A 23,881-nucleotide genomic window follows, 5' to 3' on the forward strand; every position below is an offset into this window, starting at 1 on the left:
AACATGCGCATGCCGAGGCCAACGACAACGATGTCGATACCGCTCGCCCGATGTCGGGCGTTCGTCAAGCCATCACGACCACCATGTCCGACGATCCCACTTCAAGCAACCGGCCGCGCGTTTTCGGGGCGCGCCGCGCGACCATCACCGATGTCGCGCGCGAAGCCGGCACCGGCAAGACCAGCATCTCGCGTTATCTGAACGGCGAGACGGGCGTGTTGTCGCCCGATTTGCGCGAGCGTATCGAGGCGGCTATCGCGCGGCTGGACTATCGACCGAATCAGATGGCGCGCGGCCTGAAGCGCGGGCGCAATCGACTGATCGGCATGTTGCTCGCCGACCTGACCAATCCGTACTCCGTCGAAGTGCTGCAAGGCGTGGAAGCCGCGTGCCATGCGCTTAACTACATGCCGCTCATCTGCCACGCGGCCAATGAAGTCGACATGGAGCGGCGTTATCTGCAATTGCTTACGACGTATCGCGTCGAAGGCGTGATCGTGAATGCGCTCGGCGTGAAGGAAGCGTTGTTGCAAGGCTTCACGCAAGGCGGTATTCCGGTCGTGCTGGTCGATCGTTCGGTGGAAGGCATCGTCACCGATATGGTCGGGCTCGACAATCCGGCGGCCGTTGCACTGGCAACCGGACATCTCATCGATGAAGGCTTCGACGAATTGCTCTTCATCGTGCAGCCCGTCACGCATGTTAGTTCGCGTCGTTTGCGCGAGGCCGCGTTTCGCGAAAGCGTGAGCGCGCGTGCTGCAAACGGCGTGACGCTCGTGATCGATCTCGCCGATGCGGCATCCACGCTCGATGAAATCGATCGGCGCATCGAAGGTGCGCGCGCGGCAAACCGGCGCGTCGCTTTGTTCGCGGCGAACGGTCCGGTGGCTTTGCGCGTCGCGGTGCATCTCAAGGAACGATACGGCGCGGACTGGCAAGCGGGCGTCGCGTTGATGTCCATCGACGATTCCGAATGGGCGCAACTCGCCGGCATGACGACGGTGCGGCAGCCGACTTACGATATCGGCCGACGCGCGGTGGAGTTTCTGCATGAGCGGCTCGGCGGCGCGGTCATGCCGCCACGCGAATGTCTGTTGCCGGGAGAACTCGTCGTGCGCGCATCGACGACGAGAGCAAGACACGAAGCATCACAAGGAACCTGAATGGTCAGTCTATCGACGTTGCTGTGCGTGGGGTTCGCCACGCTCATCATCGCTGCATTGCCGGTCGTGTTGTACAAGCTCGCGAGGCCGCGTTTTCAGCTCGTGCCGCGCGAGGCGATACTCGGCATTGCCGTGTTTGCGCTTTTCGCCATGGTGATCGAGCGCGCGCTGCACGGCTTCATGCTGGGCAATCCGGCCACGTCCGCTTGGCTGATGAATCCCGCGGTCTTCGTGGTCTATGGCGCCATCACTGCGGGCCTGTGCGAGGAAGTGGGCCGCTTCCTGGCGATGAAGTGGCTCATCTCGCGCGAGCCCGGCGCGCTCGATCGTCCCGGTCCGGCGCTCGGTTACGGCATCGGACATGGCGGCGCGGAGGCGTGGATCGTCGGCGTGCTCGTACAGGCGCAATGGATCGTGTATGCGATCCTGGCCAACAACGGTACGCTCGATGCGCATTTCGAAAGCGCGCCGCTCGATGCAGTAGCGCGTATTCACTTGGTGCTGATGAGTCTCTCGCCTGTGTCGGCGGCTATCTTCGTGGTCGAGCGGGCGAGTGCGTTTGCCTTCCAGCTCGGCTTTTCGGCACTGATGTGGCAGATGCTGCGCGAACGGTCACGTCATGCGCTTGGCGTGCTGATTGCGGCCCACGCGCTCGTCGGCATGCCGGCCGCGCTCTTTCAAGCGCGCCTGATTCCGCTCGCCGCCGCCGATGCCGTGTATCTCGTGCTCGGCGTGATCGTCACCGTGGCGCTCGTGCGCTACTATCGCGCCGCAGTTACGCGCCAATCCTGATTCATCGAGTATCCATGGACGACTACCAGTACGACTGCCCGAGCGCGGACATCGACACGCTTGCGCACGTCATCAGCGATCTCTTCCCCGAACAGACGCAATTTGCCGAACGCCTCGACGACGAAGGCCGTACCTCGCTGACGATTCATTACATCGCGATGCGTTTCGGTTCGACGGCGCGGCGCATTGCCATCGACGTGCGTTTCGATGCTGCCGCGCTGGCACGGTATCGAGCCATGCCGGTGAGGATGCATGCTCGAAGCTATGCAGTGTTACGTGCCTATGTGGAGGCGACGCTGGGTTCGCTGGAAGAAGCATACGCGAATGGCGAGGCGGTCCCGCGGCAGCTTGAAATCGAGATGGGAGAGGATTTCGCGTGAAGGGGCAGGTCGCATTCTGTATGCCGACAGGTTGCGTTTTGTATTCGAGATTTGAGCGAGGTGGGGCGGAACGGGTGATCGATTCAGATGCGGGTTGGCTGTTCGCTTTCGCATCTTGTACTCGGATGTGCGTGCGCTATGCGGCTGTCCGCGTCGGATGCGGCTATCTGAATTCTGTATGCCACGCCTTGGCATTTCGCATACAAAGTCTGCGTGGATTTATTGAACCTGGTTGAGGCTGTCTTCGGCATACGTGCGATTTGAATTCCGTATGCCACGCTCCCGCACTTTGCTTTCTCATCCTGCACGCTCGTTGAGGCCATCCCCGTCAAACGCAGCAACTTGCATGCTGCGTGCCGCGCCCCTGCATACCGCATTCAAACTTCGCGATAAACCTTGGCGAAGCGCGCCGCCTTCACGACGCCATAGTCGCCCGGCGCATACTGCATGACCCAATCGCCCGCCTCGCCGGTGAGCACGTCGCCATTGTCTGACCGCGCGATGGAAAAAGGCTCATGCATCTCCCGCGCAAGAACTACGCTCGGCTTGTTGCGGTAGGTTCCAGCCTCGCCATGCGCGATGCCGCCTTCCGGCACGTACTTGGGATCGAACCGGTCACGCGACACGACCCAGCGTTCACCCGTCGCGCCAGTCACGATAGCGTCGCCGGGCGCATAGCGATTCGGGCCTTCCAGACTCATCAGCTCGCCAGGCGCAGCGGCGAATTCCACGGTCACGGCTTCGTCCTTGACGACGCGGCGCGCGGCAGCATCTGTTGTGAGATCGAGGCGGGATAGATAGAGCATGATTAGTCGGCCAATGCGGTTGCGGTGCGGGATCGTAACGGCAATCGGATGATTTTGCATCCAGAATACGAAAAACCCGCTTCGTTCGCCATGATGACGCCCGATGCGGGTTTTGGCAAAGCTGCCGAATGCCAAGCATTCAAGCGCTTACGCGCTGCGGCTTAAGGCTTCGTCGTCGATGCCGGTTGTGCTGCGCCCGCGCGCGACGGATGACGAGCGCGTGCATTCTTTGCGCGATCATGATGCTCTTGACGGAAGCTCGTATCGGCAAGCTTCTTCTGCTCCGGCGAAAGGCTTGCGTAAAGCGGCTCGAAAGCCTCGACCAGACGTTTCGTGCCGTCTGCATTGGCCTGCGTGATCTGCTCGTATTGCTTCATGTCATCGAGCGCGGACATGGTGTCGCGCTGTGCAATGCGCTGGCGGTACAGATCGCCCACCGTGTGCGCGTTGTCGCGCATCACGTCGGCGAACTTCGACCACTGATCTTCCTGCTGCGATGTGATCTTGAGGCTTGCATGCAATTGGGCGATACGTTCTTCCACGCGAGCTTCGCGCTTCGTGGCGCCGGGCGCCGATGCCGCCGTCGTGGCGGAGGCAGATGCCGCGGAGGGAGCCGCGGTCTGTGCGAACGCGGCGCTAAGCATGCAAGATGCCGCCAGTGCTACGAATGTTTTTTTCATTCCGAAACCTTAGTCGAAGTAAGAGAAAGCGCGCTTGCTGGTTGATCTCAGTCAAGGCAGAAACGTCGTCGGCGGTTATTAGTAACACGCCTGCCTGACAATTCGCCTCGATTGCCACAACTGCTTACATCCGATACTTCTCTGGAAAATTCCGTCAAGGAAGCTCAAGCAAGATCGGGCGGTGACGTCGGCGATAATCCTGCTTGCGGCCGATTGCATACCGCATGCGGCACACAAAACGCATAACGCAATACAAACGCCAAACATCACAGCGAGAAGGACGACATGAGACCCCCGCGCCTCGACCAGCTCGACGACATCGACCGTAACCTCGTCGCGCTATTGCAGACGAACGCACGTGAAAGCGTTGCCGATCTCGCTCGTCAGCTGGGCGTGGCGCGCACAACAGTCATCGCGCGCATGGCGCGGCTCGAAAAGAACAACGTGATAGCGGGCTACGGCGTACGGCTAGGGCAAGACGTGCTCGACGCCAGTATTCAGGCTTACGTCGGCATCAAGCTCGCGCCAAAGTTCGGCCGCGACGTGCAGAAACGCTTCGCGCGCATGCCGGAGATGCAACTGCTTTGCGCGGTAAGCGGCGAGTTCGATTACGTCGCTTGGTTGCGTGCGGACTCGCCCGATCGCCTGAACGACTTGCTCGATCAAATCGGCGCACTGGAAGGTGTGGAACGCACCACCACCTCGATCATTCTGGCGCGCAAGATCGACCGTTCGAGTTAGGACGATACAAAACGCAGCGGAATATCGTCAAAACGTCGAAAATTATCGTCAATACGCATCATTTTGCGTCTAGGATCAAATTTCGTCGGTCCCTAAACTGTATTCAGCATGCCTTCCCAGGCGACACAAAATGCAAAATACACTAGGAGAACAACGATGAAAGTAGCGTTAGTCGGCGCCGGATTGATCGGCAAGAGCATCGCCCACTTGCTTCGTGACACAGGAGACTTCGAAGTCGTTGCATTCGATCGCGACGAACAGGCGCTCACCGCGCTCGAAGCGGAGGGAATCGCGACTCGCCGCGTCGATTCCGCCGAGACGCCAGCGCTGCGTCAGGCGCTCCACGGCTTCGACGCACTCGTCAACGCCTTGCCGTATTACCTTGCCATCAGCGTTGCATCGGCGGCCAAGGCGGCGGGCGTCCATTATTTCGATCTGACCGAGGACGTGCGCGCAACGCATGCAATTCGCGCCATCGCGGAGGGTTCGGACGTGGCCTTCATGCCGCAGTGCGGGCTTGCGCCGGGTTTCATCGGCATCGTCGCGCATGATCTGGCCGAGCGGCTCGATAACGTGCGCGAAGTGAAAATGCGCGTCGGTGCGCTGCCCGAGTTTCCGACCAATGCGCTCAAATACAACCTGACATGGAGCATCGACGGACTCATCAACGAGTACTGTCAGCCATGCGAGGCGATCCGCGATGGCCGCACGCAATGGGTCCAGCCGCTCGAAGGCGTCGAACATTTCTCGCTGGATGGCATCGAGTACGAGGCCTTCAATACTTCGGGCGGGCTCGGCACGCTATGCGAGACGCTGGCGGGCAAGGTGGAATCGCTCGACTACAAGTCGGTTCGATACCCCGGCCATCGCGATCTGATGAAGTTCCTCCTCGACGATCTGCGCATGTCGACCGATCGCGACGGTCTCAAGGCAATGCTCAAGCGAGCGGTGCCATCGACTTCGCAGGACGTGGTGCTGATCTTCGTCACGGTAACGGGCATGCGCGGCGGCCCATCGGGACAACTCGTGCAGAACGTGTTCACGCGCAAGGTCTTTGCCAAGGAAGTCGGCGGCATGCCGATGAGCGCAATCCAGATCACGACGGCGGGCGCCATCTGTGCCGAGCTCGATCTGTTCCGCGAAGGCGTGCTGCCGCAAAGCGGGTTCGTGCGTCAGGAGCAGGTGCCGCTCGCAGCGTTTTTGAATAACCGTTTTGGAAAGCTCTATCAAGGCGCGAATATGGTATCGAGCGCGCCGCGGATGGCGACGCTCTGAACCAGCCACTTCCGATACGCCTCGTCGGTTTGCGAGGCAATAACGGACATGGGAACGGGCATGAGAACGAACATGAAAACAGCGCCACTTCAGCATTTTGCATGCACGCTGCCACACCTCAAGCCTGATCGATCACACGCTGATACCGCTTCATCAAGGGCGTCGCCGTGACGCCATGAATGATCACCGACGCCACGATCACCGCGATGACAAGCGGAACGAGCGGCTTGGCCACGTCCTTCGGCGCCTGCTCGATTGCATACAAGAGATAGTAGAACGAGCCGACACCGCGTATGCCGAACCAGCTCATCAGCCGCCGTTGCGCGCCATGTGCGCCCGATCCGATGAGCGATGCCTCCACCGATAGCGGCCGCGCCACGAAGAACAGGCAGCCGATCAGCAAGGCCGCTTGCCACGTGAATAGCTCACGCCAGATAGTGGCGAGCACGGCGCCGACCATCAGCATGATCGCGACTTCGGCGATACGTTCCAGTTCGATCGTGAAGCCATGCACGCGCTCGGCCATGAAGGCGTGCGCGCGGGCCGGGTCGGATGCGGTGGCGCCGACATCGTCGGCGTCGATCGTGCCGACCGCTTCGCGCGCGGACTTGTCGCCGCTCGCTTTCTGTTCCACGCGTCGCATGGCGAGTCCCGCCGCGAACACGGCGAGAAACGCATACGTGTGCAGCAATTCGGCCACGCCATACGACAAGGCGATCAGTCCTAGCGCATAAAAACCTTCCGGACCGAGCGCCTGTCCGTGGCGCGTGCGCAGATAAGCCACGAGCCGCACAGCCAGTTCCCCGAGGAACCAGCCGCTGCCGAGCGCGCCGGCAATGCCCCACAAAGCCTGCAACGCGAAGCTCCAATGCAGCACCGCTGCGGGCGACGCCTCGAAACGGCATACCGCGATGCCGAGCAGCGCGAAGGGCAACGCGATGCCATCGTTCAGTCCGCCTTCGCCCGTCAGCGAAAAGCGCAACAAGTCGATGTCGCCAGGCTTTTCGACCTGGACATCATGGGCGAGCACGGGGTCGGTCGGCGCGAGCATCGCGGCGAGCAGCAGCGAAGGCCCCCAGCTGAAGCCGAGCACATACACGCAAAAGACGGTGAGCAGGGCGACGGTCAAGACCATCGCGACCACGCCGAGCCGTAGCGGCAGTATCCAGATGCGGTCCGTGGGCGGCACGCGCAGACGCAAACCGATGGCAAAGAGCGACGCGAGCATCGCGACTTCGGTGATGCGTCGCAAAACCGTGGCGTCGGTCGCGAGATCGAAATGCAGCATGTTCGCCGCGCCCGGCCCCAGCACGAAGCCAATGGCGAGGTAGCACATCGCGGTGCTGATCGGCAAATGCCGGAATGTCGAACTGGCGAGCCCCATGAAAATGAGCACGCCGCCGACGATGAGAAACCACATCGTCTCGGTCATGGAAGCCCTGTTCGATTGTTTCGAGGATGGCGGGGAGCCGTTTGGATCCTCGGTTGCATTCTGCATGCAGGATCAATGCAAGCGGCTGAGAAGACAACAGCAAGCACGTCACATGCCCATGCTTGCAGCAAACCTGCTCGGGCCCGACGATCCGCGTAATATTGGGCGGCCCATTTGCGTTTTGCATGCTGTATCCATTTGGTTCGGCGACACCGGTCCAGCGTGCGCAATCAGGAGATCAAGGCATGTCACAGCACTTCGATGCGGTCGTCATCGGTACAGGTCAGGGCGGCTCGCCGCTCGCCGTGCGGCTGGCACAGAGCGGAAAACGAACCGCCGTGATCGAGCGGCATCTTTTTGGCGGCACGTGCGTGAATGTCGGCTGCACGCCGACCAAGACCTATGTGGCGAGCGCGCGCGCCGCGCATGTGGCGCGCACGGCGGCAAAGTACGGCGTGATCGTCGGCGGCGACGTGAAAGTGGACATGGCGCGCGTCAAGGCGCGCAAGGACGAGGTCATCGCCGGATCGCGCAATGGCATCGAGGCGTGGCTGCGCGGCACGCACGACATCACCGTATTCGAGGGACACGGGCGCTTCACCGGTCCGCATGCGCTGCAAATCGAAGCCGCCGATGGCTCGAAGCAGGACATCGACGCGGACATGATCTTCATCAACACGGGCACGCGAGCGTCGGTGCCGAAGATCGACGGGCTCGACGGCGTGCCGTATCTCACGAATTCATCGATTCTCGAACTGACCGAAGTGCCCGAGCATCTCGTCATCGTGGGCGGCAGTTATATCGCGCTCGAATTCGGGCAGATGTTCCGACGCTTCGGCAGCCGCGTCACGCTTCTGGTACGCGGCGAGCGCATCCTTGCGCGCGAAGACGAGGACGTCGCGCTTGCGATGCAGGACGTGCTCCAGCGCGAAGGCATCGAGTTTCGCTTCGGCACGGAACCGCGTCGCGTAGACACGCAAAAGGGCGGCGTGCGAATCGTCACCGAGGGCGAAACGATCGATGCCTCGCATCTGCTGTTCGCCACCGGCCGCACGCCGAATACGGACGATCTCGGTCTGGAACACGCTGGCATCGTGCCGGACAAGCACGGCATCATCGAAGTGGATGGGCAATTGCGTACGCGCGTCGAGGGCGTATGGGCGCTGGGCGACGTGAACGGACGCGGCGCGTTCACGCACACGTCGTGGAACGATTACGAGATTATCGCGGCCAACTTGCTGGATGGCGAAACGCGCAGCGTCGATACCCGCATCATGGCTTACGCCGTGTTCGTCGATCCGCCGTTCGCGCGCGTCGGCATGAGCGAGGCGGAGGTCAGGAAGGACGGGCGTGAGGCGCTCATCGCCACGATGCCGATGTCGCGCGTGGGCCGCGCGAAGGAACGCGGCGAAACGGATGGCTTCATGAAGGCGCTCGTCGATGCCCGCACCGAGCGGATTCTAGGTGCGCAGATCTACGGCATCGAAGGCGACGAGGTCATTCATACGTTCATCGACATTATGAATGCCGACGCTTCCTACAAGACGCTGCAACGCGCCATGCACATTCATCCGACGGTGAGCGAACTGGTGCCGACGCTTCTCGGCATGCTCAAGCCATTGAAGTGACTATCAAACCTTGACGGATGGTTCGGCGGTGCCGGCCTCGGCTTTCTCCGCTCCGCGCGTCTCCGGCATCGCGAGCCAGACGAGCAAGACGGCGAGCGCGCCCGCAGCGGCGAGGCCGAAAAAGCTCATCGACGTGCCGAAGCGATCGGCGGCAAAGCCTGCGGCCGCGGTCGACAAGGTTGCTCCGACGCCCGCTGCCAGCCCGAAGAAGCCGATGGTCAGGTTGTAATGCCCGCGCCCGCCGGCGACATCGGCGGCGATGAGCGGCAGCATCACGCCGAAGACGGCCGCGCTGATGCCGTCGAGCATCTGGACCGGCACGAGCAGATAAGGGCTGCTGACGCCGGCGAAGAGAATCGCGCGCAGGGGCAAGGCGCAAAATCCGATGATCAGAACCGGCCGGCGTCCCCAATGCTGCGCCTTGCGCCCGACCCACGGCGAGAGCGCCGCGACGATGAACTGCGGCACGATGATGCACGCCGCGATCACCAGTTGAACGTTGTCGCCCATGTGCGCGGTGACTTCGCCGGCGGCAAGGTTCAGCATCGCCGCGTTCGAGAGATGGAACAGCACCACGCAAGCCGCGAAGATCAGCAGGCGCCGGTCTTTCAGAAGCTCGCGCAAGGACTCGCGCTCTTCGCCTTCCGGCGTCAGGTTCGGCTTGCCCGCAGGCATACGCGGCACGACGGGCGGCGCATCGTAATGAATCATGCGCAAGGCGAAGATTGCCGGCAACGCGAGCGCCGCCGTGAGAAAGAACACCGAGCGCAAGGACAGATATTCTCCGAACGCGCCCATCAACGCGGCGGTCAGCGCGCTGCCTATGGACGCCCAGCGCGCGTTGCGGCCGAGCCGGTCGCCGAGATCGGCACGCGAGACGAGTGCGAGCGAAATCGCGGCCATCGCCGGGACCAGCATGCAGCTCGCGAAGCCGTGCAGCACTTCGGCGGCGAACACCGGAATGAAGGTCGGACTCGCTGCAAGCAACAACGCACTCGCGATGATCGCGACGATGGCCGAAAGCGCGGCGAACTTCTTGTTGCGCATGGCATCGACGAGCGCGCCCGCAGGCAGCTGGCTCGCCATCGCGCTGATGGTGCCAACCGACAGCATGAGGCCGATCTCACCCTGCGTCCATTTGTTGGCAGCGAGATAAGAGGCGATGAAAGGGCCGAAGCCCGTCTGCACGTTGGCGACGAAGAAGTTCAGCCAGTCGAGCGCGCGCAGACTTCGTGCAATTACCATGTTGTGATTCGGTTATCGATCTCGTGAATCTTCATGTGCGTCTTTTGCGTCATGTGCGTCGTCTGCGTCATTTGTTCGGGCGCGCGCCGGACGATGCCGACGACTGCGCCGCCACGGACCCGGATGCGGTCGTGCCGGTAGACGAGTTCGAGGCCGGCACGCCCGCCGATGCCGCGGCCGCCGGCGAAGAAACAGGCGCGGCGGGCGCGGCTACGACCGGCGAAACGATCTTGATCGGTTGCTCGGGCGAGTATGTCGGCGAGGCCTTCAGTTGCGCTTCGGTGAAGTCCATCTGTAAGCTCGCTTGCTTGTTGCGCGTCACGACGTGCAGATCGCCCCAGTTCGCGGCCACATGGCGCTTGTCTTCCGCGAGCGAATTGCTCAGGTCGAGCACGAGCGCTTCTGGCTCACCTTGCGAATCGACGAGCACGTCGACCACCCGTCCGATACGCGCGCCGGTCTTCTGAGTCACGGTCGAATCGACGAGTTGCAGGTAGCTCGGCGGCGCTTCCGCGACCGGTTGCGGCTTCGGCGCGGGGTCGGCGGGCTTGCCCTTGACGGCGGGCGCGGACGGCACGAAGGTGATCGGCGCGGTCTTCGAGTTGGGCGCGAAGCGGAACGCGGTCCACGGGAAGTTGACTTTTCGGTCGCCTACGCCGAGGAAGCCGGCGAGGTTCACCATCATGAGCTTCGGCTTGGCGGCGGTATCGATATACAGGTCCACCGCGCGGCCCACGACCTTGCCATCGGCACGCTGCACTTCGGCATCGAGCAGGCCGTGCAACTGATCGTGCTGCAGGATACGCGTGGAGATGATCGGCGGGGGCGGAGGCGGCGGCTCGGGCGCCTCTTGCGGCTGCACGATCACTGGCTCCGGCGGTTTCGGTTTGACGATACGGCGTTTGGGCTTCGGCGCGGGCGCGGGCTTCGGCGTCGATGCGGGCTCGGGCACGGCGGCGACAGGCGCGGGTTCCTCGGGCTCGGTGCTCTCGGTTTCGTCCGGCGTCGGAATATACGAATGCTCGACGATGGGCGCGGGCGTCTGCACCGGCAAGAGTCCGCAGGCGGACAAGGCGAAGGCCGCGAAGATCACCGCGAGCGTTGCAAGCGGGAATCGTTCATGCCGCGCAGGGTGCCGTATCAGCGATGCGACAGCGCGCCAGGCGAGGCGCACAGCGAGCATCCCCGCTACGAGGCCGAGCGCGGCGAGGCCGGTCGTCGACGCATCGCTTCGATGCGAGAGTCCGCCTGTCATCACAAAAGCTCCATGGTTCCGTGTCACCTGTCGATCGGAGCGGGCACTGCGCGCCTCGCTCCGGTGCCATGCAAGAGGGCGGGTTCGTTACTGTGCATTCAGCGCGGGCCGTGCCAAGGGCGTGTCACGCGCGCCGTCACACATCGGACGGGCGTGTGTGCGTGCTCGCCGCCTGCGCAAGACGCGCGGCGGTGTCCGGCGCGCCCATTTTTTCGGCGGCGTCGCGTGCGGAGAAACCGCCCTTGTCGCGCGCATCCGGATTGGCTCCACGCGCGATCAGATATTCGACTATCTCCACGCGATTGAACATGGCCGCGATCATCAACGCCGTGCGTCCGTCAGGCGATGCGCCTTCGACATCGGCGCCATGTTCGAGCAGCGTCTCGATTACTGGCTTGTAGCCCTTGAAGGCCGCGCCCGCGATTGGCGACTGGCCGTTATCGTTGCGCAGGTTCGGGTCGGCCTTGTGTTGTAGTAGCACGCGCACGGCATCGGCGTGGCCGTGATAGCTCGCGAGCATGACGAGGCTGTCGCCCTTGTCGTTGCGCAGGTTCGGCGGCAGGCCCTTAACAAGCAGCGCGTCGAGCATGGCGGCGTCGCCTTTGCGCGCGACTTCGAAGACTTCGGTCGCGAAGGCGATCATTTCGTCATCTGGGCCGTCGGCGGGGCCATTTGCCGGCGAAGCGTGCTGCGGGGCGTTGCCCGAAGGCGTATCCCTGGTTGGGTCGTGCGGCATGGTCAGCTCCATGGTTTCGCGTTATCTGAATCGCGCTGCGGGCAACCGGCTGCTCCTCGGGTAAGCTTGAGCGCCGCGCGGAAATCTTCCGGGAGCATACACGGGGTTGCGTGCGCGCTTCATAACTCCGGCGCGCGGCGGGCTTGGCAACGCTCGTGCGACGGGGCGGACAGCAGGAATCGCGCCAACTCTTTCAGCGCGTGCCACCGAAGCCCTGACGCTCAACGAATCCAAACTCAACCGCTCTTCGATGACGACCACTTCCCCCGATGACGATGCCCGCGTGCGCCGCCGCGCTCCCGCCGCCGAACGCAATCGCGATGCGATTCTATCGGTCTTGACGCGCGTGCTGCCGTCCGCTGGCGTCGTGCTGGAGATCGCGAGCGGCACCGGTCAGCATGCCGTGCATTGCGCGGCGGCGTTGCCCGGCATCGTGTGGCAGCCAAGCGATGCGGATGCCGCCGCGCGCGCATCTATCGACGCGTGGCGCGAGCATGCGGGCCTCGCGAACCTGAACGCGGCGCTCGCGCTCGATGTGCGTGAAGACGACTGGCGCATCGGCGAGGACGCGGGAATCGCGGCGGTCGTGTGCATCAACATGATCCACATCGCGCCGTGGGACGCCGCCGAGGCGCTGTTTCGCGGCGCGTCGCGGCATCTTCCGGCGGGGGGCGTACTTTACCTGTATGGGCCGTATCGGCGCAATGGCGCGCATACCGCTCCGAGCAACGAAGCGTTCGACACGGAGTTGCGCGCACGCGATCCGCGCTGGGGCGTGCGCAATCTGGAGGCGGTGGAGGCGTTGGGTAGATCGGTGGGCTTTGCGCTCGAGGAAGTCGTGCCGATGCCGGCGAACAACTTCAGTCTGGTGTTTCGGCGCGGTTAGATCAGGTCGATCGGTTTGCGAGGCCCGACCGCGCCGCGAACCATCCGCGCCAGGGCACTGTCGCCATCAACGAGGCGAGGACGATCAGGCCGCCGCCGATCCATCCCGTTGCCGATACATGCTCGCCCAGCCAGACGCTTGCGAAGAGCGCGCCGAACGCGGGTTCGCTGCCCATCAAAAGCGATACGCGCGTCGGACTGCTGCGGCCAATCGCATAGTTTTGCGCGAAGAACGCGAAGAGCGTGCACGCGATCACGAGATACATCACCGAGCCCCAGAACGCGCCGTGTCCCGCGAACGACGGCAAGGGTTGCCATTGCGACGGCACGAAGAAGAACGCCAGCAACGCGCTGCCGCTCGCGACGACGCCCGCCTGCACGGCCGTCACGGTGAGCGCCGGAAGCGGCGAGGCGCGCATCACGCGCTTGGTCACGCACACCGAGAGCGCGCGCAACACGGCGGCGACCAGAATCAGCGCATCGCCGGGATTGACGCTGAACGCGCCATCGCCGGCGAGCAACCACGCACCGCCGAGCGACACCGCGACTGCAAGCCACTCGGTCGCGCCGGGCTTGCGACGCAGCATCGCCCATTCGACGAGCGGCGTCATTACCACGCACAGACTGATAAGAAACGCGGCGTTCGCGGCGCGCGTGAGCATCACGCCAAAGGTCTCCGCGAGGAAGATGGCGAGCAGCAAGAGGCCGCAAGTCAGCACACCCATGAGCGTTTTCAGGTCGACACGGCGCAAGTGGCGCAGGTTCACGCTCAACAGCATGAACGTGATGCCGAACCGCAACGCGATGAGCGCCAGCACCGGATAAAACACGAGCGCGTTTTTGACGACGCCATAGCTGCTTCCCCAAACCATCGCCACCACGAAAAGCAGCAAATCGGAGACAGGAAGCAGGCGGCGAACAGGCGATGCGAGGGTCATGCGACGTCTCCGGTAAGTGCTGACTGGCAGTGCCCAGCAGCGAGCCGTCATTGTCGAATGATGCGTTCACCGCGATAATCGGGTCTGGGCGCACAGATTAATTGTCGCGGATGCACAAATGAACCCTTCGGATCTTTTCAACTTGCTGCCGGACATGGCGGTATTTGCACGCGTGGTCGATGCCGGCAACTTCTCGATCGCGGCGCGGCAGTTGGGCAGCACGCCATCGACGGTGAGCCGGCAAATCAAGCGGCTCGAAGACGCGCTCGCCACGCGCCTGCTCGAACGTTCGACGCGCAAGGTGCGCGTGACGGAATCGGGATATCAGGTGTATCGGCATTGCCGCGACATGGCGACGGCCGCGTCCGGCGCGGTGGATGCCGCCGGGCAACTATCCGGAAAGCCACAGGGCAAGGTCTCGCTATCGGCGCCCACGGCATATGCGAAGTCGGTGATTCATCCGCTCGTGCCAGGCTTTCTCGCGGCTTATCCCGAAGTGGATTTGCAGCTCGTGTTCAGCGATCACGACATCGATCCGCTCGAGAGCGACGTCGATCTCGTCATTCGCGCCACCGACGATCCGCCGCAAGGTCTCGCGGCACGGCGCATCGGCCGCGTGCGATGGCTGCTGTGCGCGGCGCCTCGTTATGTTCAGACGCGCGGCGAGCCCGCGCATCCGCGTGATCTTGCGCGTCACGATTGCATTCCGCTCGGCGAGACCGTGGACGATCATCGCTGGCGGTTTGCGCGCGGCGGTGAGACGGCGACGGTTGCGGTGCACGGCCGGTACATCGCCAATCACGCGGGCGCGCGGCTCGACGCGGCGGAGAACGGCATGGGCATTGCGACTCTGCCGGAGTTCGCGGCGCGCGAGGCGCTTGCGAGCGGCCGCGTGCAAGCCGTGCTGGTGGATTGGGAGGTGCAGGCGCGCGCGTATCGGGGACCGGTGTGGCTGCTTTATCCGCCCAATCGCTTTTTGCCGCCGAAGGCGCGCGCGCTGATCGATTATCTGCACGCCCATCTCGGCGAGTCAGACTGACCCAACCGGCTTGACATGGCCCACATTGACGAAACGCAGGCTGCACGCGCACCGAATCGGGCCGCGCCGTGTAGACTGCCAAAGGTCGTTCATCGCGCCGCGCATCATGCGTGGCGCTCAATCCGATCTCCTTTTCCGGAGGCGTCGTACATGCACGCAGCGTTGCCGCAGGGCGAACAGGAAGCCGGTTCGGTCGATACAACAACAAGAGCGCCGCGCGATCTGCGCCGCGTCGATATTCATCCGGATCACTGGTATCCGCTTGCATGGTCGCGCGAGGTCAAACGCGGCAAGACGCACGCCGTGAAGTTCGCGGGCGATCCCATCGTGCTCGTGCGCAGTGAGTCGGACAAAGTGTTCGCGCTGGAGGACCGCTGCGCGCATCGGCAAGTGCCGTTGTCGGCGGGTGTCGTGGATGGCGAATCCATCCGCTGTTGCTATCACGGCTGGACTTACGACTGCACCGGCCGTTGCACCGACATTCCGTATCTCGGCCGCGAACGCTTGCCCAACGGCGTGCGTTCCTATCCGTGCCGCGAGGAAGCGGGGCTCATCTTCGTCTTCACCGGCGACCCGGCCAAGGCCGACGACGCCAAGTTTCCCAACCTCGTCTCGGCGAGCGACAAAGCCTACAAGACACGCCGTTTCGGCAAGCCCGTAAAGTGCCATTACAGCTTCATGCATGAAAACCTGATGGATATGAACCATCAGTTCTTGCATCGGCGGCAGATGGGCAGCATGCGCGCGCGCTCGGTCGGACGACGTCGCGGCGACGACTGGATCGAAGTCGATTACACCTTCGCGCGCGAGGCGGGCAAGCAGCCTATCGGCGAGGCGCTCGTGTTCGGCCAGAAACGCGGCACCAAGGCCGACGATTCGCACAAGGACGTGATGACGATTCGCACCGAGTATCCGTACCAGACGCTCAAGATCCACACGAAGGACGAGACGATGGTAATGGACCTGTGGATCGCCTATGTTCCGCTCGATGCCGAACAGCGCACCAACCGCACCTTCGGCTTGCTGTCGATCCGCCGCCCGAAACTTCCCGGCGTGCTCGATGCCGCGTGGCCGTTGCTCGTGTGGTTCACCGAGCGCATCTTCAAGGAAGACCGGTGGATCGTCGAGCGCGAGCAGGAAGCGCATGACAGGCAGGGCGCGGATCACAACCACGAAGTGTTTCCGGTCATTCTCGAATTGCGCGCTTTGCTGACCGAGCATGGCGTGGCGCACCGCGCCGGTTATGGCGATGCCAAGCGCATCCATTTCATGCAGCCGGTGATGGACTTGCCGACGTCGTGATGCCACCGATTGCGGCGGCATCGCCACGGCGCTATACAAGAAGAAGGCCATTCGTCTGGAGGACCATCACATGAACGGCGACCCGACTGATCCGCGCAATCTGAACGATCCGCGCGCAACCGACCCGGCGGTTGGCGAAGCGCATCCTGGCGTCGAGCATTTCGATGCGGCGCTTTCACACGTCGATGAATCCGTCGCGGCAGGCAGGATGGCGGCCGGCGCGGCAAAGGGCATTCTTTACAGCATCATCGAGACGCTCGGCACGCTCGTCGGCGACCCGGATTTGCCTGCGCATGCGCGTTCGGGCTATGAAGGCTTGCTGGAAACAGCGCGCGAACTGCGCTCGAAGATCGACGACTGAGCCATCCGCGCGCAGTCTCATGAACCGCATGGTGACCATCCATGCGGCTTTCCCAACAATCGATTAGTGATTTACATATTTCCTTCGGCACCGTAACGGCTTTCGTCGGGCCGTAAGCCGTGGTCAAACTCAGTCGCGCCACGTGGCCGGCACTGTGCAAATCCTTTCAGTCGTGTCTTCGGCCCAGGCCGAGTCCTCGGGCACGCTTTCTTTCTCCGAGCATCAAATTTTCACATCGAGCCTTATCCAGTAGGGCTTTCAGGCGATCACGCCGGCTTCGTCACAACTTTTCCCCGCTCTCTTCACATCTCGATATCCGTCCTGCAGTTGTCAGCTACCGGTCAGTTTCATGACCGGATGCCCAATATTTGCGCGCCAGAAAATACTGGTTAACCACACAGTGCAAAAAAAAGACACGAATCTGCCTGATTCTTTCGCATTGCATCCGTAAGCCATACACTTGCCAGCGATGAAATGTTACGAGTTTATACAGGCGGTTCAGCGTTAAGCGGCATCCGTTACCGGCTCACTAAAGATCAGAAGATTCGCCATTCGCACACAGGAGAAGAAATGAAGGGTTTCCGCTTGACCAAGGCTGCCATCGTCGCCGCCACCGCCTTTGCCGCAGCAGTCCCGGCGTTCGCTCAAAGCAGCGTGACGCTTTACGGTATCGTCGATGACTCGATCGTCTACCAGAGCAGCCAGGGCGCACTTGGCTCCAACAGCGGCGGACGTTCGAACGTCAAGCTGGCATCGGGCATCTGGGCGGGTAGCCGCTTCGGCCTGAAGGGCGCCGAAGATCTCGGCGGCGGCAACAAGGCAATCTTCCAGTTGGAATCGGGCTTCAACATCAACAATGGCGGACAGCAATACGCCAACGCGATGTTCGGCCGCCAGGCTTGGGTCGGTCTCACGAACCCCACCTACGGTACGTTGACTCTCGGTCGCCAATACACGTCTTATTACACGCTGATGGCGCCGTATAGCCCGACGAACTGGCTGACCGGCTACTTCGGCGCGCACCCGGGCGATCTCGACGAACTGGATACGATCTACCGCGCGAACAACTCGATCGTCTACACGTCGCCGAAACTTTTCGGCTTCACGGCAAGCGGCTCGTACTCGTTGGCTGGCACGCCGGATAGCGCCTATCGCGGATCGACGTGGTCGGGCGCCTTGCAGTACGCGCAAGGCCCGATCGGCGCGACGGTCGCGTTCACGCGTATCAACAACTCGACGATTGGCGGCGGCGTGTACGGCGCGGATTCGACGACCAACACGGGCGGCCAGTCGGGCATCTCGGCAGTCACGAACGGTTATCAGGGCGCGCAAGCTCAGAACCGCTTCGCGGTTGGCGGCGGCTACACGTTCAACAGCCAGTGGGATATTTCGGCGACGTACACGAACGTTCAGTACATCCCGGGTATCAACTCGAAGTTCACCGACACGGCGATCTTCAATACGGCTGGCACCGTGCTGCACTGGAAGGCAACGGCGGCATGGGACTTTGCCGCTGGCTACAGCTACACGTGGGCAAGCAAGGCGAACGGTATCGACGATGCAGCGTCCTACCATCAGTTCAACCTGAGCCAGTACTACTCGCTGTCCAAGCGCACGGGTCTGTATGCACTGGAAGCATTCCAGCGCGCCAACGGCCGCACGCTCGGCACGCCGACGTTCACCGCTGCGGGCGCGACGAATCGCCAGATCAACGCCACGGCTTCGATCGGCGACGGCTTCCAAAGCGCTCCGTCGACCTCGCGCAGCCAGTTCGCGGCAGGCGTGGGTATCATTCACCGCTTCTAAGCCTTCGGGCTGCCGAGCGGGCTGTACAAAGCTGCATGCAGGGAAAACCGGGCGCCTCGGCGTCCGGTTTTTTCGTTTACGTGGTCGATGTCGGGTTCATGTCGGGTTGCCGGGTTGCCAGGTTGCGGGCTTGCTGGCGCAGCCTTTGCTGCGAATGGTATTTCGCATGCAAACGTCGGCATTGAGTCTCGCTCAAGGGCCTGTAACGGAGATACGGACATGACCACCAAAGACGAATCACTCGATGAACAGTTGTTTCGCCTCTTCGCCGTCGAACAGCGCGTACTGGCACAGAATGTCGATGGCAAGGTTATCGACATCGGTGCGTTCGAATCCAAAGACGGAGAGTATTGGGCGAGTCTCGATGTAGGCGAGATTTCAGTGGAGCCCAAGCGCAGCCCGGAACTGGCGCTCAAGGCTTTGGTGGAAGAGCTGTCGTTCGATTATCTCGATGGACTGTTCACGAGCGAAGGCGAGACGGAAGTGAGCGGGCGGTTGCAGGATTATCCGAACGTGGAATTTGCGCTCGATGAACCGCTGCCGCGTGGTTTGACCGATGGAACGCCACCACAGGTGTTCTGATGAGTGTTTGCATGCTGCATTCTTAATGCGGCATGCAGCATGCAAAATCACGCGTGCCCTCGCGGCGATTCACCACCTTCGACAGACCGGGCCGCGGCGCTGCCAGCCGAAATTCTGGTCTTACCGCCAGACAGCGTTCCAGAAGCTTGCCCCCGGGCCGGCGGTGCGTCGCGCGGGGGAAACATCGCGCCGACGAGGCGATCGACGAAATAGAAGAACTTGTCCGACGCGTACCCTGCAATGAACGCCAACGCAAGCGGCGATACGTCCTTGCCGCCCTCCAATAGCTTGCTGAAGAGTCCAATGGAAATGCCGACGATGATCGCGCTCGTCACATGTGCGCGATTCGCCACTTTCGAGTGTTCGGGATGAAACGTGCTGGCAGACGACTCCGCGCTCAACTGCCGCAAGATCGCGGCGCACGCACCGAGCCATGCATACAGCACGGGCAGCAAGAAGCCGGTCACAGCACCCACAATGGAAAGAATGATGTCGTTTGCATACAGCGCCATCGCGCGGATGTCCTGATAGACGGCGATCTTCTGAAACCCTTGCTCGACAGCGTCGAGATCGGTCGGCGGATGCTCGTCCCCGGTTTGCGCGCGCGGCTTGGCCAGTAGCGGCAGTGTGATTTCGAGCACCTTCCGGGCGACGTCCGGATTGCATTGCCAGTCGCTGTCTACATTGCCGCCGGTGTATCGACGCGAATGCGAAGTGCGGTACGCGCTCTGAAAATTAAGCACGCTCTCTTGATCGTCGCAAGGCCGCTTATAAGGGCTGCGGATGACGCCGAGTCCAAGGCCGGTGGTCAACGCACTAATGCGGGACACGTCCGCGAAAAGCTGCCGGTTATTGGTCGCGAAGTTCTGCAGTTCCTCCTTGATCTGCAGAGCGGGCTGCGAGTTCTGCAGCGCGATGAGAGCGGCATCGTCCTTCTTTTTGACAGCCTCGCCGATAGCCACCGCATGCGCCTGCAACTGGTTGTGCAGTGTGAGCGCGGCCGCGTCGTTGCTCTTCACGACGTTGGCGATATCGCTCGAAATCTGATTGCCCACGAAGAGCAGGCACGACAACGACACCACCAGCACAGTGAGCGCAATCGCCGAGCGCGTATAGATGCGGATTGCACGACGCGCGCCTTCGCGTGCTTCGTTGCCGGCAGTCGCGGCGACGACAGGCGTCACCGCATGCGCGATACGGCTCATCGCGGCATAGAAGGCGCTCTCCGTTTCCGCGTTCCATGTGCGGTTTTGCTGGGCGGCGCGTGCCCTCGACATGGCTTCGACATCGTGTTCATCGAGCGGTTTGCCGTTTTGTGCGCCATACGAGACCATGTCGCGGCAGTGATCGAGATCGGCGACGATGCTGCTGCCCGGATAATGCGACGCTGCCGCGATACGGCTCATCGCACCATAAAACGCACTGGCGGTAGCGCGGTTCCACACGCCGCGATCGAAGGCGCAGCGCGCGTTACGCACCGCGTCGACGTCGGCGTTGTCGAGGATCGTACCGGTTGCGGCAGCGCGTGAGATGAGTGCTTCGCATTTGGCGAGATCCTCGGCCGCGCGCGGCCCGGGATCGCCGTGCCCGGCTTCCGTATCGCTCGGCTCGATATGTTCGCGCTCGCCTGCGCGGAGTTGCGGTGTGGACGGTACGCTCATTACGGTCTCCCGTCGACCAAACCGAACAGGCGACAGCCCTGACGCTGGGATCGCCAATTGATCGGATTACTGATCGATCGACTGCTTGCTCATTGACCAACTGGCAGCCTGCGAAGCTGTGCGCAGAGTTGCGGATAGATGTCCAGAAAACCGGGCGTATCGAGCCGCTTGGAGAGGCTTGGATCGATCGTCTCGTTGAGCGCCGTACCTGCAACACGTGGTGCCTTTGCGCAAACATCCCTTAGCACGGCGCTTTTGCTAATGAACTCGGCGTATGAATCGATTGGCTCGCACGCGTAAGCGGCTAACGGAATATCGATTGGCTTGTCGAACACGAGGCCATGCGATGCCGCCTTCTCACGCAGCCATTCGGCGGGAATCAGCGGTAGCAGATCTTCGGGGGTGCGTGGTGGACTCAAGTAGCCGCCGCCGACATTAGCATGCGCGCCCATGAACCAGCGCTGCTCGAGCGGCAAGTTGCCACGATCCTCGGAACCTTGCGTCCACAAGGTCGGCGCATAGAGCGAGCGATATTCGTTGGCCGCGATCGCGTGATACGCGGCCTTTGTCGTGTTGGACAGCGTCGTATCGTGGAACTTGTAGTAGCTCGAAAATCCCGGCACCGGCAATGTGCCGACTGGAATGCCCAGCTCGCCGACCGTATCCCAGACGCCAACGAATGCGATATCCACATCGCGCGAGAACTGCTTGCGATACGCGACGACTGCGTCATCCGTGGCGCTCGCATTCTGATCACGATAGATGCCGTATGCCTGATCGATCGAATCTTGTCCCGTGTCGGTGGCGAGCCCGCATTTGCGGATCAGCCCGGCAAGACTGCGCGCCGAATAGGCGCCGCGACTGAAGCCGAGAATGAAGATCGATGCGCCCGGTTTGTAGCGTTCGCTAAGCCACGCATAACCGGCCTTGATGTTTTCCGATAGCCCGTCGCCGAACGCGCCGCCGAGGAACTTGCTGGCCAGCGCGAACAACCCATTACCTTGTGTCCCGACGCCTTGAACGTAGAGCGTTTCCTGCTCGTCCGTCTCGGGTGCGAGCTTGTAGAGCAGATATGCGTTGGTGCGATCGTTGGGTTCGTTCCAGGTGCCGTCGAAAAAGATGGCGAGATTCATGATGAAGGGTCTCCTTACCAAGTCTCGATACGCCTCATACGTTGTCAGCGGTCTGACAAAAGCGCCTTGAGTAAGGGATAGGAAATCGCGGGGCAAGCTGCAAGCATCGGATACGCGAAAACGGCGCGCGGGCATGGAGCGGCTGTATTTTGGCGGATACGAGGGGGACCCATGCATCTTGCGCACGGACGGATCGACATGAATGTGCCATCCTTGATCCACGGCCGATGCGATAGGGCGTGATCGGGCCGTCGACTATTGCGGGGGTGAATCATGAAGAAAACGTTTCTTGCCATGATCGGTTTTGCATGCGCTGCAACACTCGGTGCACCGGCATTCGCACGCGACGACGGTCCGCGCTTCGCGCAGGACCATCTCGATCGGTTGGTCGCGCAGCACGCGGAAGCGAATCGGCATATCCGCGGTGGGACGCATGGCGCGGCGGCATCGGGGACGGTGTCATCGCAAAGTTTTGGCAACGACGCTTCCAAGTGATCGCTCGCGGCTTTCGCGACGGCTTGTGTGCCGGCCGGATGCATTAGGCACCAACGTGTACGGCGCCGGAAGAGAGACGCTTTCGTGCAAGGCGAGAGCGGAGAGGCATTACGCATTGGGTCGACCGCATGCAAAATGCAAATCGTTAGGGCGCGCCTAACAGCAACGTGCGACGCTCCGAAGGAAAGCCACGTTCGTGCGACGCGAAGATGGCGCAGGTTGCAGGCATCCGGTCCACCGCATTCAACATGCAATCGGTCGTCAAAGGTATGAAATTTGCGACAACCGCCCGAATGTTCCGCGGCGACATGCCGACGATCCTCCCCGTCAATTCCCCCGAGAGCCATGACACGGAAAGCCCTATCGATAGCTGTACTTTCTGCATCTTTTCTGGCGGCAGGCTGCGCGGGCATCGGCCCGAGCCGTCTAAAAGCCGATCAGGTCGACTATTCACGCGCACTCGGCGATGCCAAGAAGCGCGAAATTCTTGCCGCAATCGTCGGTTTGCGCTTCGCAGATTCGCCTTCATTCCTCACGGTGAGCAGCATCATTGCCGCCTACACGTTCGATACCACCGCTGGCGCCACGCTCAATGCGGGTTCTGGCAGCGTGCCGAACTACGCGGCAGCCACCGGAAGCGTGTCGTATTCGAACCATCCGACTTTCACCTTCACCCCTACCACGGGCGACGCCTACGCGAGCGCATACATCCGCCCGCTCGCACCCGCGCTCGTGATGCCGCTTGCCGAAAGCGGCATTCCGGTCGATCTGCTCTTGCGCATCACGGCGCAATCCATCGGCGGGTTACAGAACGGCACGGCGCTCGGCGGCCCGAACGGATCAGGCGCGCCTGAATTCTTCATGTTGATTCAAGCGCTACGACGTCTGCAACTGGCCGGCGAATTGAATATTGAATCACGTAATGGAAAGGATGGCGGCGTGTTCATCACGCTCGGCGCAACGCGCAGCGGCACTAACAAGCAGACCGTCGGCGATCTCACGCTCGTGCGCAAGCTGCTCAAGTTGTCCCCGAAGATGAAGACGTATGAACTCGTCTACGGCCAGGCGGCGGATCATGATCGCATTCCGATGGTCACGCGTTCCGTGCTTGGGATCCTGACCGATATCGGCGCGCAGATCACCGTGCCGGACGAGCAGGTGGACACGGGAGCAACCAAGCCGACCATCGGGTTGATCGGCGGAGAGACGCGTCCGACCATCATCGTGCAAGTGGGCGAGAAGCCGCCGCAGGATGCGTATGTCAGCGTGCCCTACGATAAAACGAACTATTGGATCGACAGAAGGGATTTCGATTCGAAGTACGCATTTACCGTCGTGCAGAACCTGATGGCGCTAGCCGAAGTGACGGACACATCGAAAGCGCCGGTCGTGACGATCCCGGCCAACTGAGTTTGTCCGCGCGCTCGGCGTCTGCTCGTTATTGCTCTTCTAAAAGGCAGGTCGAGTGGCGCCTCCGCTATGAATGTCCTCGTGTCGCAATGTCGCGAAGCGCGAAATGAGATTGCCAGCACGGATAGGCCGCGTG

23 protein-coding genes are annotated in these 23,881 nt (G+C 62.1%); 14 read left to right on the top strand and 9 right to left on the bottom strand.

Annotated elements, in window-relative coordinates:
- Window positions 1-83: 83 nt before the first annotated feature.
- Genes LDZ28_RS06170 through LDZ28_RS06180 form a run of 3 tightly spaced genes read left to right on the top strand, consistent with a single transcriptional unit; the run spans window position 84 to window position 2,335 of the window.
- On the top strand, window positions 84-1,163 hold the full coding sequence (locus LDZ28_RS06170; protein ID WP_244828017.1) for a LacI family DNA-binding transcriptional regulator: 1,080 nt from the start codon (window positions 84-86) through the stop codon (window positions 1,161-1,163).
- Complete coding sequence (locus tag LDZ28_RS06175; protein WP_244827813.1) at window positions 1,164-1,955, top strand: YhfC family intramembrane metalloprotease; 792 nt, start codon at window positions 1,164-1,166, stop codon at window positions 1,953-1,955.
- Window positions 1,956-1,969: 14 nt separating this feature from the next.
- Complete coding sequence (locus LDZ28_RS06180; RefSeq protein ID WP_244827814.1) at window positions 1,970-2,335, top strand: DUF3022 domain-containing protein; 366 nt, start codon at window positions 1,970-1,972, stop codon at window positions 2,333-2,335.
- A 377-nt stretch (window positions 2,336-2,712) separates the two neighbouring features.
- Here the strand turns inward: LDZ28_RS06180 and LDZ28_RS06185 are convergent, their stop codons facing one another.
- Complete coding sequence (locus tag LDZ28_RS06185) at window positions 2,713-3,141, bottom strand: PGDYG domain-containing protein (RefSeq protein WP_244827815.1); 429 nt, start codon at window positions 3,139-3,141, stop codon at window positions 2,713-2,715.
- A 161-nt stretch (window positions 3,142-3,302) separates the two neighbouring features.
- Entirely contained in the window at window positions 3,303-3,821 is a 519-nt protein-coding gene (locus LDZ28_RS06190) for a Spy/CpxP family protein refolding chaperone (RefSeq protein ID WP_244827816.1), read from the bottom strand.
- A 285-nt stretch (window positions 3,822-4,106) separates the two neighbouring features.
- Between LDZ28_RS06190 and LDZ28_RS06195 the strand changes: the two genes are divergently transcribed.
- Together LDZ28_RS06195 and LDZ28_RS06200 are read left to right on the top strand one after the other, a co-directional pair.
- Window positions 4,107-4,562 carry an Lrp/AsnC family transcriptional regulator gene (locus tag LDZ28_RS06195; RefSeq protein WP_244827817.1) on the top strand — a complete coding sequence of 152 codons (456 nt, stop codon included), beginning with the start codon at window positions 4,107-4,109 and terminating at the stop codon, window positions 4,560-4,562.
- 156 nt (window positions 4,563-4,718) lie between these two features.
- Window positions 4,719-5,837: a saccharopine dehydrogenase C-terminal domain-containing protein gene (locus LDZ28_RS06200; protein ID WP_244827818.1), complete on the top strand. Its 1,119-nt coding sequence runs from the start codon at window positions 4,719-4,721 to the stop codon at window positions 5,835-5,837.
- A gap of 118 nt (window positions 5,838-5,955) precedes the next feature.
- Here the strand turns inward: LDZ28_RS06200 and LDZ28_RS06205 are convergent, their stop codons facing one another.
- Entirely contained in the window at window positions 5,956-7,269 is a 1,314-nt protein-coding gene (locus LDZ28_RS06205) for a sodium:proton antiporter (RefSeq protein ID WP_244827819.1), read from the bottom strand.
- A gap of 245 nt (window positions 7,270-7,514) precedes the next feature.
- Between LDZ28_RS06205 and LDZ28_RS06210 the strand changes: the two genes are divergently transcribed.
- Window positions 7,515-8,897 (top strand): FAD-containing oxidoreductase, encoded by a 1,383-nt coding sequence (locus tag LDZ28_RS06210; protein ID WP_244827820.1) that lies wholly within the window; start codon window positions 7,515-7,517, stop codon window positions 8,895-8,897.
- A 3-nt stretch (window positions 8,898-8,900) separates the two neighbouring features.
- Here the strand turns inward: LDZ28_RS06210 and LDZ28_RS06215 are convergent, their stop codons facing one another.
- The 3 genes from LDZ28_RS06215 to LDZ28_RS06225 form a co-directional block, all read right to left on the bottom strand.
- Window positions 8,901-10,142 (bottom strand): MFS transporter, encoded by a 1,242-nt coding sequence (locus tag LDZ28_RS06215; protein ID WP_244827821.1) that lies wholly within the window; start codon window positions 10,140-10,142, stop codon window positions 8,901-8,903.
- Window positions 10,143-10,209: 67 nt separating this feature from the next.
- Window positions 10,210-11,397, bottom strand: coding sequence for a PRC-barrel domain-containing protein (locus LDZ28_RS06220; protein WP_244827822.1), 1,188 nt, complete (start codon window positions 11,395-11,397; stop codon window positions 10,210-10,212).
- A 136-nt stretch (window positions 11,398-11,533) separates the two neighbouring features.
- A complete protein-coding gene (locus LDZ28_RS06225; protein ID WP_244828018.1) occupies window positions 11,534-12,040 on the bottom strand; it encodes an ankyrin repeat domain-containing protein in 507 nt (168 codons plus the stop codon).
- A gap of 343 nt (window positions 12,041-12,383) precedes the next feature.
- On the opposite strand from LDZ28_RS06225, the gene LDZ28_RS06230 reads away from it, so the two are divergent.
- A complete protein-coding gene (locus tag LDZ28_RS06230; protein WP_244827823.1) occupies window positions 12,384-13,019 on the top strand; it encodes a DUF938 domain-containing protein in 636 nt (211 codons plus the stop codon).
- A 1-nt stretch (window position 13,020) separates the two neighbouring features.
- On the opposite strand, the gene LDZ28_RS06235 is transcribed toward LDZ28_RS06230, so the two are convergent.
- Window positions 13,021-13,956, bottom strand: coding sequence for a DMT family transporter (locus tag LDZ28_RS06235; RefSeq protein WP_244827824.1), 936 nt, complete (start codon window positions 13,954-13,956; stop codon window positions 13,021-13,023).
- 118 nt (window positions 13,957-14,074) lie between these two features.
- Between LDZ28_RS06235 and LDZ28_RS06240 the strand changes: the two genes are divergently transcribed.
- The 5 genes from LDZ28_RS06240 to LDZ28_RS06260 all read left to right on the top strand — a co-directional run bounded on the left by LDZ28_RS06240 (window position 14,075) and on the right by LDZ28_RS06260 (window position 19,046).
- Window positions 14,075-14,995 (top strand): LysR family transcriptional regulator, encoded by a 921-nt coding sequence (locus tag LDZ28_RS06240; protein WP_244827825.1) that lies wholly within the window; start codon window positions 14,075-14,077, stop codon window positions 14,993-14,995.
- Between the two features lie 150 nt (window positions 14,996-15,145).
- Window positions 15,146-16,297, top strand: a complete 1,152-nt coding sequence (locus LDZ28_RS06245) for an aromatic ring-hydroxylating dioxygenase subunit alpha (RefSeq protein ID WP_244827826.1) — start codon at window positions 15,146-15,148, stop codon at window positions 16,295-16,297.
- Between the two features lie 70 nt (window positions 16,298-16,367).
- Complete coding sequence (locus tag LDZ28_RS06250) at window positions 16,368-16,658, top strand: hypothetical protein (RefSeq protein ID WP_244827827.1); 291 nt, start codon at window positions 16,368-16,370, stop codon at window positions 16,656-16,658.
- Between the two features lie 570 nt (window positions 16,659-17,228).
- The gene (locus tag LDZ28_RS06255; RefSeq protein ID WP_244827828.1) at window positions 17,229-18,464 is read left to right on the top strand and encodes a porin; all 1,236 of its coding nucleotides are present in this window, start codon (window positions 17,229-17,231) and stop codon (window positions 18,462-18,464) included.
- Window positions 18,465-18,683: 219 nt separating this feature from the next.
- A complete protein-coding gene (locus LDZ28_RS06260) occupies window positions 18,684-19,046 on the top strand; it encodes a hypothetical protein (protein ID WP_244827829.1) in 363 nt (120 codons plus the stop codon).
- Window positions 19,047-19,093: 47 nt separating this feature from the next.
- On the opposite strand, the gene LDZ28_RS06265 is transcribed toward LDZ28_RS06260, so the two are convergent.
- Together LDZ28_RS06265 and LDZ28_RS06270 are read right to left on the bottom strand one after the other, a co-directional pair.
- A complete protein-coding gene (locus LDZ28_RS06265; protein WP_244827830.1) occupies window positions 19,094-20,707 on the bottom strand; it encodes a hypothetical protein in 1,614 nt (537 codons plus the stop codon).
- Window positions 20,708-20,796: 89 nt separating this feature from the next.
- Window positions 20,797-21,840: a DUF2235 domain-containing protein gene (locus LDZ28_RS06270; protein ID WP_244827831.1), complete on the bottom strand. Its 1,044-nt coding sequence runs from the start codon at window positions 21,838-21,840 to the stop codon at window positions 20,797-20,799.
- Window positions 21,841-22,113: 273 nt separating this feature from the next.
- Between LDZ28_RS06270 and LDZ28_RS06275 the strand changes: the two genes are divergently transcribed.
- A complete protein-coding gene (locus LDZ28_RS06275; RefSeq protein WP_244827832.1) occupies window positions 22,114-22,335 on the top strand; it encodes a hypothetical protein in 222 nt (73 codons plus the stop codon).
- Between the two features lie 345 nt (window positions 22,336-22,680).
- Window positions 22,681-23,745: a hypothetical protein gene (locus LDZ28_RS06280; RefSeq protein ID WP_244827833.1), complete on the top strand. Its 1,065-nt coding sequence runs from the start codon at window positions 22,681-22,683 to the stop codon at window positions 23,743-23,745.
- Window positions 23,746-23,881 lie beyond the last annotated feature (136 nt).

Origin of the sequence: Caballeronia sp. TF1N1 (assembly GCF_022878925.1) — a bacterium.
In the GTDB taxonomy this organism is placed as follows: Bacteria; Pseudomonadota; Gammaproteobacteria; order Burkholderiales; family Burkholderiaceae; genus Caballeronia.